The organism is Cytobacillus mangrovibacter (assembly GCF_042865275.1).
Taxonomy (GTDB): domain Bacteria; phylum Bacillota; class Bacilli; order Bacillales; family Cytobacillaceae; genus Cytobacillus; species Cytobacillus mangrovibacter.
This window is the reverse complement of the sequence record NZ_JBIACJ010000022.1, coordinates 1-16804: the sequence shown is the minus strand read 5'-3', so window position 1 is coordinate 16804 and position 16804 is coordinate 1. Positions and strand designations below refer to the sequence as shown.

The 16804-nt window shown below is 39.1% G+C and carries 16 protein-coding genes, 11 tRNA genes and 1 rRNA gene; 26 read left to right on the top strand and 2 right to left on the bottom strand.

What is annotated here, in order from left to right; genetic code table 11:
* Positions 1 to 119: 119 nt before the first annotated feature.
* From ACFYKT_RS21530 to ACFYKT_RS21515, 4 genes are all read left to right on the top strand, one after another.
* Entirely contained in the window at positions 120 to 1586 is a 1467-nt protein-coding gene (locus tag ACFYKT_RS21530; RefSeq protein WP_389223980.1) for a DEAD/DEAH box helicase, read from the top strand.
* 176 nt (positions 1587 to 1762) lie between these two features.
* Positions 1763 to 2242, top strand: a complete 480-nt coding sequence (locus ACFYKT_RS21525) for a PH domain-containing protein (protein ID WP_389223977.1) — start codon at positions 1763 to 1765, stop codon at positions 2240 to 2242.
* Positions 2235 to 3647: a PH domain-containing protein gene (locus tag ACFYKT_RS21520; RefSeq protein WP_389223974.1), complete on the top strand. Its 1413-nt coding sequence runs from the start codon at positions 2235 to 2237 to the stop codon at positions 3645 to 3647. The genes ACFYKT_RS21525 and ACFYKT_RS21520 overlap by 8 nt, the downstream gene beginning before the upstream one ends.
* A gap of 400 nt (positions 3648 to 4047) precedes the next feature.
* Positions 4048 to 5037 carry a methyl-accepting chemotaxis protein gene (locus tag ACFYKT_RS21515; RefSeq protein WP_389223971.1) on the top strand — a complete coding sequence of 330 codons (990 nt, stop codon included), beginning with the start codon at positions 4048 to 4050 and terminating at the stop codon, positions 5035 to 5037.
* Between the two features lie 182 nt (positions 5038 to 5219).
* Here the strand turns inward: ACFYKT_RS21515 and ACFYKT_RS21510 are convergent, their stop codons facing one another.
* Complete coding sequence (locus ACFYKT_RS21510; protein ID WP_389223968.1) at positions 5220 to 5948, bottom strand: rhomboid family intramembrane serine protease; 729 nt, start codon at positions 5946 to 5948, stop codon at positions 5220 to 5222.
* Between the two features lie 401 nt (positions 5949 to 6349).
* Here ACFYKT_RS21510 and acpS point away from each other — a divergent pair, with 401 nt between their 5' ends.
* From acpS to ACFYKT_RS21465, 9 genes are all read left to right on the top strand, one after another.
* Positions 6350 to 6709 (top strand): holo-ACP synthase, encoded by a 360-nt coding sequence (acpS, locus tag ACFYKT_RS21505; RefSeq protein WP_389223965.1) that lies wholly within the window; start codon positions 6350 to 6352, stop codon positions 6707 to 6709.
* Positions 6710 to 6951: 242 nt separating this feature from the next.
* Complete coding sequence (locus ACFYKT_RS21500; RefSeq protein WP_389223962.1) at positions 6952 to 7959, top strand: LolA family protein; 1008 nt, start codon at positions 6952 to 6954, stop codon at positions 7957 to 7959.
* A 156-nt stretch (positions 7960 to 8115) separates the two neighbouring features.
* Entirely contained in the window at positions 8116 to 9273 is a 1158-nt protein-coding gene (alr, locus tag ACFYKT_RS21495; RefSeq protein WP_389223959.1) for an alanine racemase, read from the top strand.
* Positions 9274 to 9433: 160 nt separating this feature from the next.
* Positions 9434 to 9715, top strand: coding sequence for a CopG family ribbon-helix-helix protein (locus tag ACFYKT_RS21490; protein WP_053477859.1), 282 nt, complete (start codon positions 9434 to 9436; stop codon positions 9713 to 9715).
* Positions 9716 to 9719: 4 nt separating this feature from the next.
* A complete protein-coding gene (gene ndoA / locus ACFYKT_RS21485; RefSeq protein WP_009336311.1) occupies positions 9720 to 10070 on the top strand; it encodes a type II toxin-antitoxin system endoribonuclease NdoA in 351 nt (116 codons plus the stop codon).
* A 267-nt stretch (positions 10071 to 10337) separates the two neighbouring features.
* Entirely contained in the window at positions 10338 to 10670 is a 333-nt protein-coding gene (locus ACFYKT_RS21480) for an anti-sigma factor antagonist (RefSeq protein ID WP_389223955.1), read from the top strand.
* Positions 10667 to 11140 carry an anti-sigma B factor RsbW gene (gene rsbW, locus ACFYKT_RS21475; protein ID WP_389223952.1) on the top strand — a complete coding sequence of 158 codons (474 nt, stop codon included), beginning with the start codon at positions 10667 to 10669 and terminating at the stop codon, positions 11138 to 11140. The genes ACFYKT_RS21480 and rsbW overlap by 4 nt, the downstream gene beginning before the upstream one ends.
* Entirely contained in the window at positions 11118 to 11912 is a 795-nt protein-coding gene (gene sigB, locus ACFYKT_RS21470; RefSeq protein WP_389223949.1) for an RNA polymerase sigma factor SigB, read from the top strand. The genes rsbW and sigB overlap by 23 nt, the downstream gene beginning before the upstream one ends.
* A gap of 124 nt (positions 11913 to 12036) precedes the next feature.
* The gene (locus ACFYKT_RS21465) at positions 12037 to 14214 is read left to right on the top strand and encodes a Tex family protein (protein WP_389223946.1); all 2178 of its coding nucleotides are present in this window, start codon (positions 12037 to 12039) and stop codon (positions 14212 to 14214) included.
* A 353-nt stretch (positions 14215 to 14567) separates the two neighbouring features.
* On the opposite strand, the gene cmpA is transcribed toward ACFYKT_RS21465, so the two are convergent.
* Positions 14568 to 14681 (bottom strand): cortex morphogenetic protein CmpA, encoded by a 114-nt coding sequence (cmpA, locus tag ACFYKT_RS21460; protein WP_389223943.1) that lies wholly within the window; start codon positions 14679 to 14681, stop codon positions 14568 to 14570.
* A gap of 89 nt (positions 14682 to 14770) precedes the next feature.
* On the opposite strand from cmpA, the gene ACFYKT_RS21455 reads away from it, so the two are divergent.
* The 13 genes from ACFYKT_RS21455 to ACFYKT_RS21395 all read left to right on the top strand — a co-directional run.
* Entirely contained in the window at positions 14771 to 15244 is a 474-nt protein-coding gene (locus ACFYKT_RS21455) for a SprT family protein (protein ID WP_389223940.1), read from the top strand.
* 134 nt (positions 15245 to 15378) lie between these two features.
* Positions 15379 to 15453 (top strand) — tRNA-Asn (locus ACFYKT_RS21450).
* Between the two features lie 6 nt (positions 15454 to 15459).
* Positions 15460 to 15550 (top strand) — tRNA-Ser (locus ACFYKT_RS21445).
* A 21-nt stretch (positions 15551 to 15571) separates the two neighbouring features.
* Positions 15572 to 15643: transfer RNA gene (locus ACFYKT_RS21440), tRNA-Glu, on the top strand.
* Between the two features lie 15 nt (positions 15644 to 15658).
* Positions 15659 to 15735, top strand: a tRNA-Asp gene (locus tag ACFYKT_RS21435).
* A 66-nt stretch (positions 15736 to 15801) separates the two neighbouring features.
* Positions 15802 to 15876: transfer RNA gene (locus ACFYKT_RS21430), tRNA-Gln, on the top strand.
* Between the two features lie 144 nt (positions 15877 to 16020).
* Positions 16021 to 16096, top strand: a tRNA-Lys gene (locus tag ACFYKT_RS21425).
* Between the two features lie 10 nt (positions 16097 to 16106).
* Positions 16107 to 16188, top strand: a tRNA-Leu gene (locus ACFYKT_RS21420).
* Positions 16189 to 16248: 60 nt separating this feature from the next.
* Positions 16249 to 16331 (top strand) — tRNA-Leu (locus tag ACFYKT_RS21415).
* Positions 16332 to 16392: 61 nt separating this feature from the next.
* Positions 16393 to 16469 (top strand) — tRNA-Arg (locus tag ACFYKT_RS21410).
* Between the two features lie 26 nt (positions 16470 to 16495).
* Positions 16496 to 16572 (top strand) — tRNA-Pro (locus tag ACFYKT_RS21405).
* 24 nt (positions 16573 to 16596) lie between these two features.
* Positions 16597 to 16670, top strand: a tRNA-Gly gene (locus ACFYKT_RS21400).
* A gap of 73 nt (positions 16671 to 16743) precedes the next feature.
* A 16S ribosomal RNA gene (locus tag ACFYKT_RS21395) occupies positions 16744 to 16804 on the top strand; the annotation flags it as partial.

Below are 16804 nucleotides of genomic sequence, written 5' to 3'. Positions count from 1 at the left end.
GATACCGTAGCCACATCCTTCCTCTCAAGTGGGTTTCATGTATAGATACACATTATTTAATAGATCGTATCTGCATTACTAGAAAATATTTATTGAAGATTAGAAGGAGAATGAACACATTGACTAAGTTTCAGGATTTGGGCATAAGCCCCGCAACGATGAAGTCTATTAAGAGAATGGGGTTTGAAGAAGCAACTCCTATTCAAGCTCAAACAATTCCCTTGAGCCTAGCACAAAAGGATTTGATTGGACAAGCGCAAACAGGTACAGGGAAAACAGCTGCCTTTGGAATTCCAATGATCGACAAAATTGATTACACCAAAGATGTGATTCAAGGAATTGTCATCGCACCAACTCGTGAACTTGCTATTCAGGTTTCAGAGGAGCTATACAAAATTGGTTTTGGAAAAAGAACGAAAGTGTTAGCGATTTACGGTGGCCAGGACATTAACCGCCAAATTCGTGCTTTAAAGAACCACCCTCATATTATCGTTGGTACACCTGGACGTTTGCTTGACCATATTAATCGGAAAACGCTGCGACTAGAGAATGTAAATACAGTGATTCTTGATGAGGCTGATGAAATGCTAAATATGGGATTCATTGAAGATATTGAGGCGATCCTTGCGCAAATTCCAGAAGAACGCCAAACTCTTTTATTCTCAGCAACCATGCCAGGACCAATCAAAAAAATCGCTGAACGTTTTATGAAAGAGCCACAAATCGTACGTGTGAAGACAAAAGAAGTAACAGTTTCGCAAATTGAACAGTACTATTTAGAGGTACAGGAAAGAAACAAATTCGATATCTTAACAAGATTGCTTGACATTCAATCACCTGAACTGGCGATTATCTTTGGACGAACAAAGCGGCGGGTTGATGAATTAGCAGAAGCGCTGAATCTGAGAGGCTATAATGCAGAAGGAATTCATGGCGACTTAAGCCAAGCAAAACGGATGTCTGTTCTAAGGAAATTTAAAGAAGGCTCTATTGATGTACTTGTTGCGACAGATGTTGCTGCACGTGGATTAGATATTTCTGGTGTAACACATGTATATAACTTCGATATTCCACAAGATCCAGAAAGCTATGTACATCGAATTGGACGTACGGGACGTGCGGGGAAATCAGGAGTAGCCATGACGTTCATTACAGCAAGAGAAAAATCTTATTTACAGGTAGTTGAGCGAACAACGAAAAGAAAAATGGAAAGAATGAACCCGCCTACACTTGATGAGGCCTTAGAAGGACAGCAAAAAGCAGTGATCGAGAGAATTTTACAATCGGTAGAATCGAATAATCTGCAATATTATAAACAGGCGGCTGATGAATTATTAGAGCAGCAAGATGCCGCAACGATTGTTCAGGCAGTATTAAAAATGCTAGTAAAAGAGCCTGACACAACACCAGTTAAGCTTACGGAAGAAAAACCATTGCCACATAAAAGGGATCGCAGACCTGATGACCGGAATAAATCCTATGGCGGACAAAGAGGAAGACAAAATGCTCCTGTAAGATCACGTCAAGGTTCTCATGGGAAACGACCAAGTGGCAGCAACCGTACAGGTTCTAATAGTTATCGCTAAGTTATGAAGAGAGCATGAGATGCTCTCTTTCTTTTTTATATTATGGATTTTACATTCAAATGTCTTTCTTATTAGATTTTTTGAATAATTTTTATCAACATGCTTAAAAAATGAATACATGTCTATTTCTAGTCATGTATACTATGAAGTGTAATTAATGGATCAGGAGGTACTTCATGATTTTGGAACCGCAAAAGAGAATTTCTAAGAAGGGCTTGACCGTTTGGAGAATATCCGGTGCCATTCATTCATTTTTGGTCTTTCTCGTTGCAGGAGGGGCAATCACTCTGACATTTGTCTTCGACTGGCCAAAATGGATTATTATTGTTGCCTTTATGACTTTTGCCTTATATGCGTATCTTTTTATAATCCTCATTCCAACATTACGGTGGAAGCGCTGGCGATATGAAGTGCGAGAGAATGAGATTGAGCTTCAACATGGGGTCTTTGTGATAAAAAGAACATTAGTCCCGATGGTTCGTGTTCAACATGTTGATACCCAACAAGGACCTATTTTGCGTAAATATCAGTTAGCAACAATAACGGTATCAACTGCGGCTACAGTTCATGAGATTCCAGCGCTGGAAATGGATGAAGCGGAAGAACTTCGATTTTTTATTTCGAAATTAGCAAGGGTGGCTGATGAGGATGTCTGAGCCTAAGAGACTTCATCCGATATCGGCAGTCATTAGTTGTTTAAAGCAAATAAAGGATTTAATTATTCCCTTTCTTGTTTTTGTTGTATTTGGAAGTAAGAATGGTATTTTTCAGCTGATTATCTCAGCAGTCATTATTGTCATTGTCTTAGTTATCGGCATACTTACATGGCTAAGGTATACATATCGTTTAGAAGAAGGAGAATTACGAATTGAATATGGCGTTTTTGTGCGCAAGAAACGATATATTCCATTTGAACGAATACAAAGTCTAGATTTGTCTGAAGGCATTTTACAGCGTCCATTTGGTCTTGTAAAGGTGAAGGTGGAAACAGCTGGATCAAGTGGAGAGGCTGAAGCTGTATTAACGGCTATTACGAAAGCTGATGCAAATCTTATTCAACAAACTCTCTCTGCTGCCAAAGCATCTGTTCGTACAGAGAATGTTGAAGAGCCAAAGGAAAATATTATTTATAAGCTATCAACGAAGGAGCTATTGCAGCTTGCCTCCACATCTGGAGGAGTAGGTGTTGTTCTTTCCGCTGTTATTGCGTTTGTATTCCAATTTGAGGAAATTATCCCTTATGAAAGAATTTTCAGCAGCCTAGGGAATTTTATCTCTAGCGGGATAATGACTGTTAGTATTCTGATATTTGTTGGCTTTTTGGCTGCCTGGGCGATTGCACTAATTGGTACAATGGTCAAGTATGCAGGGTTTACGGTGAAGAAAACGGATGATGACTTAGTCATTACGAGAGGTTTATTAGAAAAACGGCAACTTACCCTTCCGCTATATCGAATTCAGGCGATTCGAATAAGCGAAAATCTAATCAGGCAGCCTTTAGGACTCTGTACTGTATATTTAGAGAGTGCAGGGGGATCAGCGAAAGATACTGAAAGTGCACGAGTCATGCTTTTGCCGATTACAAAAAGGGATGCAATCTCTGCTATATTATCACCTTATTTTGAAGATTATCACTTAGAGCCAGCCATTTTGCCTGTACCAAGAAGGGCCATTAGAAGGTATATGTTTAGAGGACTTCTATTTGTTCTGCCTATTATTGCTGTTTCTGTGCTATTTTTTAGACCATGGGGATATTTATCGTTTGTATTAGTCCTACTTTCGCTCTTATGGTCTTACTTAAATTACAAGGACGCAGGCTGGAAAGTAGAAAATCAACAGCTGACACTGAGATATCGTACGATCATAAAGAATACAGTTTTCATGAAAAGAAATCGAATCCAATCCCTTAAGACCCAAGAAAGTTATTTCCAAAATAAAAAAGAATTAGCTTCAATTGAGGCAAAAGTCATGTCTGGTTCAGGTGGAGCTGGCGGGACAGTCGTTGACCTGGCAAAGAAGGATTGTGAAGCCATTTATGAATGGTATTCATACACCAATTGAAGTAAAAAATCGAATATTATCTGATTCTTACTTGAAATGAATAAAAGATTATAAAAAATAGCCGATAGTAATAATGGACTATTCTTTTGAATAAAGGCTGAGTTAAAACTAATTGTTAATTTGCACCCTGTTGATTGGAGCGGAAGGCACGAGACTCCTGCGGGAGAAGTGGGACAGATGAGACCCCACAGGAGCTTATGCTCCGAGGAGGCTCATCGCCCACCCCGCGGAAAGGGAGTGCCTGGAGCGGAAATCAACAGGCCAGTTTGACAGAGCTTAAAATAAAAAGCCCCTCCGAGTGACTTTGTTCAACCCATTTCGGTTTTTGGGGGAAGGACCTTATAACAAATAGATAAACGGTCGAAGTGGAACGAAAATATGGACAATGGAGTGACTATCAATGTTTAAAACAAAGAAAATAACTAATCAGTTACAAGAAGAGAATATAGAATTAAAAAATCGCTTAAAGCTGTTATTTGAAAAATCTCAACAAAATGAGGAGTATCTTAATAGTTTTATTGAAAACTTTAACAAGGAAATCAACATTGCGATCGAACAGCATGAGATGGTAAATGGGCAGCATAATATTCTTGGTGACTTAGTTGGAAAAATTATGGAACGATTTGATAAGGTGAATGTAATTAGCCAAAAATCATATGATAAATCAATTGGATTACATGAAAAGGGTCAAAACTTAATTGAATCCACTATTGACATGGTTAAAATATCAGAAGAAGGAAGAGATTCAGTAAATAAAGTAGAAGGCCTTATTGCAAATCTCGGTGAACAATTGCACGAAACCTCTGTGAAAATGAATCAATTAAATGAAAGATCAAAAGAAATAGAAATGATCGTTAAAGTAATTAAAGAAATTGCTGACCAGACGAACTTGTTGGCGCTTAATGCTTCTATTGAAGCTGCCAGAGCAGGGGAGCATGGAAAGGGTTTTGCAGTTGTTGCTGAGGAAGTAAGGAAACTAGCTGAAAATACAGCTGAAAGCACACATAATATTAGTGTTCTGACTCAGAATATCCAGAAGGATATTGATGGTTCCTTGCAATCTACAAAAATGAGTACAGGCCTAATAGAAGAAGGCATTCATTTAAGTACAAACACAACAAGAACGATTGATTATATTTTATCAGTGATAAATAATGTCCAAACTGAGGTGAAGGACGTTATTAGCACAATTGCAGAACAACGTGATTTCTCGAATGATGTGATGAATGAAATTAAAGAAACAAGATCAACTTTTGATGAAGCAAATGAAATGATCTTAAGACATATTAATGATGCAAGTGTTGTAGATGAGAAGCTAGAAAGCGGAATACGCCAAATTGCAGAATTAAGCAAGCGAGGCAATAAAGACCTTTGGGATGAGAAAGAATAAATATGTAAAGAAAAAGGGCTCAAGTGAAGAGCCCTTTTTCTTATCGAAGGATTTTGCTAAATTATATTGTTGGTGCACAAAACCGCCATTGGTGTACCCGCTCATTAAGTTATTCATTCGAATAAAACCCATTCGCGAATACACCAATAGCTTTTTATCAACAACCTGTACCCTAACATAGCCTATCTAAATAGAAAGCCTAATAAGGCCAAAATGACAATGCTGCCCCAAAGGATTAGTTTTGAAGGAGAAACTCCTTTTAATGAGGGACGTTGTTTTCTAGAATATCCTGAATTTGATTGGTTGATGAATGCAGCCAGCCTTTTTTTATTCGGAAGCAGGCCAACCCCAATTAGAAATCCAGCGAGTAGTCCGAATAAATGGGCGATGACATTAATGTTAGGTTGTAAGAAAGTCATGATGACTCCAATGATAGTAATCGTTAAGATTAGTTGAGAATTTGCATAAGAAATCATGTCCTTTCGGAACATAATGACAGCAGCAAAGAAACCAAATAGACCAAATATTGCTCCGCTTGCTCCTACATGAATATAAGTAAGTGGCTCTAACAGCAATGTGGCTAGATTTGCGGCTATCCCAGCAGTTAAATAGACAAAAAGAAATTTACCCTTTCCTAGCATTTGCTCTAAAGCAGGTCCGAATAGTACAAGTGAAAAACTGTTAAAAAGCATATGTGGGAAACCGTTATGCATAAAAATAGGTGTAATCAGCCGCCAGTACTCACCTTCAATAATATAAAGATTAACCCCAGCGAAATGTTCAAATAGCCATAAATTCGGAAGAAATGGAAGGACCGTAAGAAAATAAAGTACAATATGGATGGAAACGATGATAGAAACGATTGGAAAGTGACGCAGAAATTCTTTGAAGCTCTCCGTTCTTGTAAACATAAGGATCTCCTTTTATTTTTTATTTGATGTGTTGCTTTTGCGACCGCAGTTGCAAATTAATATGTAGTTGGTAAAGGTTGATTTCCGCTCCAGGCTGCTCGCTTTCCGCGGGGTGGGCGGTGAGCCTCCTCGGCGCAGGACGTTGAATAGGCTTCTTGAATTGACACCGCACGAGGAAATGCGGATGCATTTTCGAGGAGTCTCGCACCTTCCGCTCCAATCAACCGACCTTTTTTGTCGACCGTTTTCATGTACATAACTTATTCAAAAACAACAACCTTTTAGAAAAGAGACTTTGTTATCTAGTGTATCTCTAATTTCAATGGATTTATATCAAATTGTGTTATGTTTCTTCTTTATTGTTTATGCAGAGGGAAATTTAAATAGAAGGTGGGTATCTAATGATTTCTGGTATTGGTATAGATATTGTTGAGCTTGATCGGATTAGAAACATTTATGCTAAGCAAAGTAAGTTTGTTGATCGCATTTTAACAGAGAAAGAAAAGGCGGTTTTCTTTACGCTGTCAGAAGAAAGAAAGATCGAATATTTGGCAGGACGGTTTGCTACAAAGGAAGCTTTTTCAAAAGCTATGGGTACAGGATTAGGCAGCCATTTGTCTTTCTTAGATATAGAGACCGAAAAAGATGAGAGTGGAAAGCCTTTTATTGCTAAACCAGTAAAAGAAGGGGTTCACCTTTCAATCTCCCATAGTAAAGAGTATGCAGTTGCACAGGTTGTCATTGAAAAAAAAATTAAATAAGAAAAATAAAAGCATGTCTCTTCCCCTAGCATATTCTTAAAGGTTGTCTCATATATTCATAGTGCAATAGGAGAGACAAGGCTAGACGATGATTATGTCAATCCATATGAAAAGTCTGTCTTCCTCTCCTCCACGTTAAGCGCAATCAAAGTCGATTCTAACGAAAAGGTTTTTTAGTTAGGCAATTGGCTTAGTGCTGTGGCTGGACAATACACTGAATCGAGACTAAAGGGGTTGAAAGAATGAGGAGAAAGTGGTTGATGCTGCTAGCCGGGCTGTTGGTTGTAATTGCATTGTCTGCATGTGGAACGAAGTCCCAAGGCGATGTAACAAAGGAGTTGAGTGAGAAGCTCGAGGAAATAAAGAGCTATAAGTCAAAGGCGAAGATGACTTTGCAGATGGGAACGGAGCCTCAGACGTACGATATTGAGGTTTGGCACAAGGAACCAATGTATTACAGGGTGGATCTCAAGAATGCACAAAAGGATCAAAGTCAAATGATCCTTCGAAATGATGAGGGGGTATTTGTCCTCACACCAGCACTCAATAAGAGCTTCAAGTTTCAAAGCGAGTGGCCGAAAAATAGTAGCCAGGCCTATCTATATGAATCATTAATTAAGGATATTATTGATGATAAAGAGGCTAAATTCCAAGCAACCAAGCAACATTATATTTTTGAAACAAAAACAAAGTACCAAAATAATCAAATGCTTCCTACCCAAGAAATTACACTGAAAAAATCAGATTTATCTCCTGTCAGTGTTAAAGTAATGGATACCGACCGGAATGCACTTGTAACGGTAGAATTTACGGATATGAAATTTAATGCTTCTTTAGATAAAAAGGAATTCGATATGCAAAAGAGCAGGACGAGTGCACAAATAGAGGTTCCTGTTATGACAGAAATAGCGGATGAAGAATTTTCAGTGAAATATCCTGCTGAGATTCAAGGAATCGATTTAATTGACCAGAAAGAGATTAAAACAGAGGATGGGAAACGAGTCGTTCTAACTTTCGGCGGCGAGAAGTCATTCACTCTTATCCAGGAAAAAGCAGAAGTGATGCCTGCTTCTTCATTAACAACAATGAGCGGGGAGCCTGTTGATTTAGGCTTTACGATCGGTGCGCTTTCGAATAATTCAATCACATGGACATACCAGGGGGTTGATTATATGATTGCATCGAATGATTTATCTGAAGAAGAAATGACTTCAATTGCTCGTTCAGTACAAGGGAATATAGTAAAATAAATTCTTTTTCCGAGACTCTGTAACAAGAGTCTTTTTTTTGTTTGCTTTAATATAAAAATATTCCGACAAATACGAAAATCATTTGACAAATTCGGTCTAGGAGTTTGATAATCATAATAATTAACTTAAGGAATTGTTTAAAGGATGGGGAAGTAAGTGGTATGCCAAACGACTTTTTACAGAGATACATGGGTAGAAATAAACTTAGATCATATATCATATAATATCAAGAACATAAAGAAATATATAGGAAATGAAGTAGAGATCTTCGCGGTAGTTAAAGCAAATGGGTATGGCCATGGTGCAGAAGAAGTTGCGAGAGAAGCATTGGAATCCGGTGCTTCCTATTTGGCTGTTGCTTTTTTGGATGAGGCACTTGCGCTTAGATCAAAGGGGATTTTGGCACCAATACTTGTTCTAGGTGTGTGCCGCCCAGAGGATGTGAAAATGGCAGCTGAACATCATATAACGCTAACTGTTTTTCAGGCGGAATGGCTGGAAGAGGCCATAAAGCATCTTCCTTCAGATGCGAAGTTAGCCATCCATTTAAAGCTAGATACAGGAATGGGAAGACTAGGGATCCGCAGCAAGGAGATTGTAAATCAGCTTGAATTAACTGCAAAAGAAGATTCCCGCATACATTTAGAAGGCGTATATACTCATTTTGCGACAGCAGACGAACTGGACCTGACTCACTTTGAACAGCAATTGGATCGTTTTCATGAAATGATTTCCTGGCTTGAAGAAACACCAGAAATCATTCACTCCAGTAATAGTGCAGCGGCATTAAGATTCCCTAAAGTCCATCTTAATGCGGTAAGGACGGGAATATCTATGTATGGATTAACACCATCACAAGAGATCGAATCCATCCTGCCATTTCAGTTGAAACCTGCATTATCTCTTCACACCAAACTTGTTCACGTTAAAAAGATTCAAAAAGGAGAAAAGCTTAGTTACGGAGCTACTTATGAGGCAGAAGAAGATGAATGGATTGGGACCTTGCCTATTGGATATGCTGATGGATGGATACGAAAATTGCAAGGGCAAGAGGTGCTAATAGGTGAACAAAGAGTTCCAATCGTTGGCCGGATTTGTATGGATCAATGTTTGGTAAAGCTTCCAGCTGAATTTTCCATGGGAACAATTGTTACGCTTATCGGGGAGCAAGGAGAGGAACATATTTCTGCAGATGAAATTGCAGAAAAACTTGATACTATTAATTATGAAATTGTTTGTATGATAGCCGGAAGAGTCCCAAGAGTTTATAAAAAAAATGGCAAAGTGACTAGAGTTATTAATAATCTAATTTAGTTCATTGATAAAAATTTAATAATATTATGCATAAAAGTTTATTTTTCTAGCCGATAATACTGAAGAATTGATAAACCCTCTTTGCATAAGTTGTGAATGATGATAATATTAAAATTGGTAGATATAAAATGGTGTGTAGTGATGGTGGAGGTGTTTGTTTGTGGCTGAGTCCAGCGCAACAACTGAGATAATGGTTAAATTACCGCAACATCTATTAACCGAGTTAGATGGATTTGCTAAGCAGGAAAATGTTAACCGAAGTGAGTTCATTTATCAAGCAACCAAAATGTATTTGCGTGAACGGAAAAAAAGACAAATTCGCGAATCCATGCGCCGTGGCTATATGGAGATGGCGAAAATAAACTTGACGATTGCATCTGAAGCATTTCAAGCAGAATTCGAGGCAGAACATACAGTTGAACGTCTAGTAAGCGGAGGGTAACCCCTTGATTGTCAAACGTGGTGACGTTTATTTTGCAGACCTATCCCCAGTTGTTGGTTCAGAACAAGGTGGAGTCCGTCCAGTGCTTGTCATCCAAAACGATATCGGGAATCGGTTTAGTCCCACAGTAATTGTAGCAGCGATCACTGCTCAAATTCAAAAAGCTAAGCTGCCTACTCATGTTGAAATTGATGCGAAGCGTTATGGTTTTGAACGGGATTCGGTCATATTACTAGAGCAGATTCGTACGATTGATAAACAGCGCTTAACCGATAAAATAACCCATCTCGATGACGAAATGATGGAAAAAGTGGATGAAGCCGTGCAAATTAGTCTTGGTCTCATCGAATTTTAAATTGATACACTCTTTTTTGAGTGTTCTTTTATTAAATTGACCGGCTTTATGAAACGAAGATGGCATAGAAAGCCACCATTTTTATAAATAATATTGTCTGCCTTGGGCAAGCACTGGATGCTTGTCTTTTTTTATCGAAATAATATTTTTCACTATTCTGTGAAATAGGAAAGCTCATTTTTAAAAATAGTGACTGAAAATATGTTTAGTTCAACGGAGATACGGGTAATTAATAGGCAAATTGACGTGTAAGAAGGTGGGTCAGTTATGAATATATCAATAGAGATGAAAGAAAATGAGCAAGTAACTAAAGTCCGTATTAGTGGTGAGATTGATGCTTATACTGCACCGAAGCTGCGGGAAAACCTTTTCCAGTTATCTGAGAAGGCGGGAGCTGTCATGGTGATTAACCTTTCAGATGTTACCTATATGGATAGTACGGGATTAGGGGTATTTGTAGGTATTTATAAAAATATTTGTTCAAACAATGGAAAATTGCAGCTGTTAGGCTTGTCTAATCGTTTAATGAGGCTTTTTGAGATTACTGGTCTAACCAACATTATGGATATTTCAAGCGAAGATGAAGGTGAAGCGAAATGACTCAATCGTTTGATTATATTGAATTGAAAATTCCTGCTAAACCAGAATTTGTGAGCGTTATCCGGCTCACATTATCAGGAATAGCGAGCAGAATGGGATTTGCCTATGAGGATATAGAAGATTTGAAAATTGCTACAAGTGAAGCCTGTACAAATGCGGTCCAGCATGCATATAGAGAGAATGAACAGGGTGAAGTAGTCGTAGGATTTGGTTTATACGATAATCGCTTAGAAGTGATGGTAGCTGATAATGGAAAGAGCTTTGATTTCCTGTCAGCTAAGCAAGGAATTGGCCGTTACGAAGAAACAGATTCTGTTGAGTTTTTGCGTGAAGGAGGCTTAGGTCTTTACTTAATTGAATCGTTAATGGATGAAGTTCGAATCCATAACAAAGAGGGTGTGACGGTCTTCATGATCAAATACCTTGAAGGAGAGCGGGTGGAGAGGGATGCCAAAACAATCTCAACCTAAACAGAAAACAGCAGAAGAAATAAATGATTTAATAAAAGCATATCAGCATAATCAGGACGAAGAAGCACAGAGGATTCTTGTCCTTCATTACCGAAACCTTGTTGAATCGATAGCCCGTAAATATTCTCGAGGCAAATCTTTTCATGAAGATATATCACAGGTTGGACTTATCGGTTTATTAGGTGCAATCCGCAGATATGATGAAACATATGGAAGGAATTTTGAAGCTTTCGCAGTTCCAACAATTATTGGGGAAATCAAACGTTTTTTGCGTGATAAAACTTGGAGTGTTCACGTCCCGCGAAGAATCAAGGAACTAGGGCCAAAAATAAAAAAGGCGATTGAGGAGCTCACAACTCAGCTTCAGCGATCCCCGAGGATGGACGAAATTGCTGATGTGGTAGGTGTTTCAGAAGAGGAAGTAATAGAGGCAATGGAAATGGGCAAGAGCTATCATGCACTTTCTGTTGATCATTCGATTGATGCCGATTCTGAAGGAGGCACAATCACGCTACATGATATCGTCGGAAACATTGATGAGGGCTATGAGAAAATAAACCAAGTGCTTGTACTTGAGAAGATCCTGCATGTGTTAACAGAACGAGAAAAGGAAATCATTCAATATACGTATTTAGAGAATATGAGCCAGAAGGAAGCAGGAGAAAGGTTGGCGATCTCTCAAATGCATGTATCACGACTTCAACGAAGAGCCATAAAAAAGTTAAAGGAAGCCATCCATAAGGAAACAATTAATCCGGAATGTCCAACTTGATTGGAAGTAGAATGTTAGAAGCTTATCTTAATCATTAGGTAAGCTTTTTGTTGTATCACAGTATGAAACATCAGCAAAATTTTGATAAGATAAAGATATGACCTAAAAGCTGGAGGGTAAGACTTTGGAAAAAACAATCAATAAACAAGATCAAATTCTAGAGATGATCGCACAAGAACTTTCTATCTCATTAAAGCAAGTGAAAAATACCATCAAGCTTCTTGAAGAAGGGAATACCGTTCCTTTTATTGCCCGTTATCGAAAAGAACTAACAGATGCTCTGGATGAGGTGCAAATTCGCGATATTATGGAGCGCTGGCAATACATACAGAACCTTGAACAACGTAAAGAAGAAATCGTTCGTTTAATAGATGAACAAGGGAAGTTAACAGATGAATTGCAAGTTCAAATTCAAAAAGCAATCAAGCTGCAGGAATTAGAAGATATATACCGCCCTTACAAACAGAAGAGACGTACAAAAGCAACAGTAGCTAAGGAAAAGGGGCTGGAGCCATTTGCTGAGTGGCTGCTTACATTTCCGCTATCAGGATCTCAGGATGAGAAAGCTAAGGAGTTTCTGTCTGAGGAAATGGAAGTACTCACGGTTGATGATGTAGTTGCTGGAGCGAAGGATATTATTGCTGAATGGGTATCAGATGATGCGAATAGCAGAAAGTGGATTCGTGAAGAAACGACAAGGACAGGCACAATCGAGTCCTCTGTTAAAGATGGAAAAAAGGATGAAAAGAAGATTTTTGAAATGTATTACGAATATGAAGAACCCATTTCGAAAATTGTTCCGCATCGTACTTTGGCATTAAACCGCGGTGAAAAGGAAGATGTTTTACGAATAAGCGTGAAACCGAATGTGGATTTTGTATTGCGATATCTTCATAAAAAGTGGGTTAAGGATGAACGATCTTTCGCTGCCTCCATTGTACAAGAAGCATATGAGGATGGTTATAAACGTTTAATTCAGCCATCAATTGAAAGAGAAATTCGTAATGAATTAACAGAGAAAGCAGAAGAACAAGCAATCATGATCTTCTCTGAGAATTTACGAAATTTATTATTGCAGCCACCGTTAAAAGGCAAAGTTGTTCTAGCAGTCGATCCCGCCTATCGAACAGGCTGCAAGCTTGCGGTTGTTGATGAAACGGGTAAAGTTCATAAAATTTCTGTTATTTATCCTCACCCCCCTGTGTCAAAGACAAAAGAAGCAAAGGCTCAAATTATTGATTTATTAAAAACCTTCCAAGTGAAAATGGTGGCAATTGGAAATGGAACAGCTTCTAGGGAAACAGAACAATTTATTGCAGATATCTTAAAGGAGCTTCAGGAAGAGGTTTTCTATCTAATCGTTAATGAGGCTGGTGCTAGTGTGTATTCTGCATCAGATTTAGCGAGAGAGGAATTTCCTGAATTGCAGGTAGAAGAAAGAAGTGCAGTCTCGATTGCGCGCCGTCTGCAAGATCCATTGGCAGAGCTAGTAAAAATTGACCCGAAATCTGTTGGTGTAGGTCAATATCAACATGATGTTTCCCAAAAGAAATTAACAGAATCATTAGGTTTTGTAGTTGAGACTGCCGTTAACCAGGTTGGGGTTAACGTTAACACGGCTTCTTCTTCATTATTACAATATGTTGCAGGTCTATCAAAAACAGTTGCCAACAATATTGTGAAAAAACGTGAGGAAGAAGGGAAATTCACTAATCGCAAGCAGCTTAAAAAGATTCCGCGTCTAGGTGCAAAAACATATGAACAAGCAATCGGTTTCTTGCGGATTGTAGATGGGACAGAACCGCTTGACCGCACGGGGATTCACCCTGAAAGTTATCCAGAAGTAATTAAATTACTAACTAATCTAGGCTTCTCCACAAATGATTTAGGAAGTCCGGCTTTAATGGAGTCCCTCTCAAGCTTAAATATTTCTCAGTTAGCTGAGGAGTTAGGGATGGGCGAATTGACATTAAAGGATATCATTGATGCACTTGTGAGACCTGAAAGGGATCCGCGCGATGATTTACCTAAACCTTTGCTAAAGAAGGATGTCCTTCAGCTAGATGATCTTACTGCTGGTATGGAGCTTCAAGGAACTGTTCGAAACGTAGTTGACTTTGGTGCTTTCGTTGATATCGGAGTAAAACAGGATGGACTCGTTCATATTTCGAAATTAAGCAGAAAATTTGTCAAGCACCCACTAGATATTGTTTCGGTTGGGGATGTTGTTACCGTATGGGTAGACTCCGTTGATAAGAATAAAGGGAGAGTATCTTTGACGATGCTTACGCCTAATGAATAAATAATAATAGGAGCTTGATTTAGATCTGCTCCTAGCATATGAAAGCCCTTGCGAATGGAATTATTTCTTTTGCAAGGGCTGTATTTGTTCTTTGAAGCTTTTCTATTTGTCTAACTCCAGCGCCTAGCCCCTCGAGGTCATAAGGGAAACTGGCTAGAAGGTTAAAGAACAACCTTCCATCCAGTTTCTCTTATGCTTGTCGGGGCTGATCAAGGCGCTTCCGCTTTTCTATTTGTCTAGCTCCGGCTCCTAGTCCCTCGAGGTCATAAGCCAATCTGGCTAGAAGGTTAAAAGACAACCTTCCATCCAGATTGGCTTATGCTTGTCGGGACTAACCAGTCGCCTCCGCTTTTCTATGAGCAGTGTTTTTTTGTGTAAAAAAACCAGCATTGGTTTAATAATTTTATTTGATAACGATCTTTTTCTAAAAAAGCGCGTTGCATTTGGTTTTGGAACCATACAGGCATTTGAATACCTCCCCTGATCAAAAGGTATAGATAATGTATGCTATAATAGGTTGTCATGTTCATAATATTTCTGAGGGGAAAAGATCAAGATGGATGATATGGAATTACAAAGACTGGTTGAGGAGATCTCTATTGAAAGTTTCGGTAAACCATTTCAACATAAGGCATACTTCAATTCAAGGCTTAAAACAACTGGTGGACGTTATATGTTGAATACCCATCATATTGAGATCAACAGAAAGTATTTGGAACAGTTAGGGCTATCCGAGCTATTTGGTATTATTAGACATGAACTCTGCCATTACCATTTGCATATTGAAGGTAAAGGGTATAAACATCGTGATCAAGATTTCAAATTATTAATGAGAGAAGTGGATGCTCCTCGATTTTGCACTCCACTGCCAGATCATGTTAAAAGAAAAACAAGCAGAAAAATAATTATATATATTTGTAAGAAATGTGGTCAGAATTATCAAAGACAAAGAAATATAAATACGCAAAAATACTTTTGCGGAAAATGCGGCGGGAAACTAGCTAAGTTAAAAGAGGGGATTATAAAATAAAGCTCAAAAAATATTCTTGACTTTTTATAGACAGGTTTTTATAATAGGAAGAGTCGAAAAGATGACAAGTGATTCTCTTAAGAAGTTAATGAGTAGAGAGGAACAGTCTTTTCTGAAGTATAAATAAATATTGTTCCGCAGTAGCTCAGTGGTAGAGCTATCGGCTGTTAACCGATCGGTCGTAGGTTCGAGTCCTACCTGCGGAGCCATTATATGGGGAAGTACTCAAGAGGCTGAAGAGGCGCCCCTGCTAAGGGTGTAGGTCGGGTAACCGGCGCGAGGGTTCAAATCCCTCCTTCTCCGCCAGTGTTTTATTTATATGTATATGGCCCCTTGGTCAAGCGGTTAAGACACCGCCCTTTCACGGCGGTAACACGGGTTCGAATCCCGTAGGGGTCACTTGAAATATATTATGGTCCGGTAGTTCAGTTGGTTAGAATGCCTGCCTGTCACGCAGGAGGTCGCGGGTTCGAGTCCCGTCCGGACCGCCATTTTTTCAAAAACATGATATAGAAATGAATTTTTATTCGTTTTTCATATATCATAATTAATCTCGATGGGCTATAGCCAAGCGGTAAGGCATCGCACTTTGACTGCGACATGCGTAGGTTCAAATCCTGCTAGCCCAGCCATTTTTTCGAGCCATTAGCTCAGTCGGTAGAGCAGATTGCAGTCCGGAGCATCGCTTCCTTGAATAGCAATCTGTGACAAAGAACGCAGAGCTTTGGAACATCTGTATCACTGTTATCGAAGTTTAGGAAACAAAACTTCATTTCGAGCCATTAGCTCAGTCGGTAGAGCATCTGACTTTTAATCAGAGGGTCGAAGGTTCGAGTCCTTCATGGCTCACCATTTTAATATTGCGGGTGTGGCGGAATTGGCAGACGCACTAGACTTAGGATCTAGCGCCGCAAGGCGTGGGGGTTCGACTCCCTTCACCCGCACTTATTGATTAGTTAGCTTTTTTACAAATGTTGATACGATTAATTTTGTCTCTTCTTTATGCGGTCGTGGCGGAATGGCAGACGCGCTAGGTTGAGGGCCTAGTGGGGGCAACCCCGTGGAAGTTCGACTCTTCTCGGCCGCATCAAAAAAATGTTGACAATCAAATGAAAATGATTTATATTTATAAAGTTGCTTTAATAAATGCGCCCGTAGCTCAATTGGATAGAGCGTCTGACTACGGATCAGAAGGTTATGGGTTCGACTCCTTTCGGGCGCGCCATTACAATTTTTATCTTATATCTAAGCCGGGAAGTAGCTCAGCTTGGTAGAGCACTTGGTTTGGGACCAAGGGGTCGCAGGTTCGAATCCTGTCTTCCCGACCATTCGATTTTATACATGATAATATTGCGGGTGTAGTTTAGTGGTAAAACCACAGCCTTCCAAGCTGTTGTCGAGGGTTCGATTCCCTTCACCCGCTCCAAAATTGCTCTTTGAAAACTGAACGAACAAAAACGTCAACGTTTTAAATTTTTATTTATGAGCTAATCAACTCTTTATTGGAGAGTTTGATCCTGGCTCAGGACGAACGCTGGCGGCGTGCCTAATACATGCAAG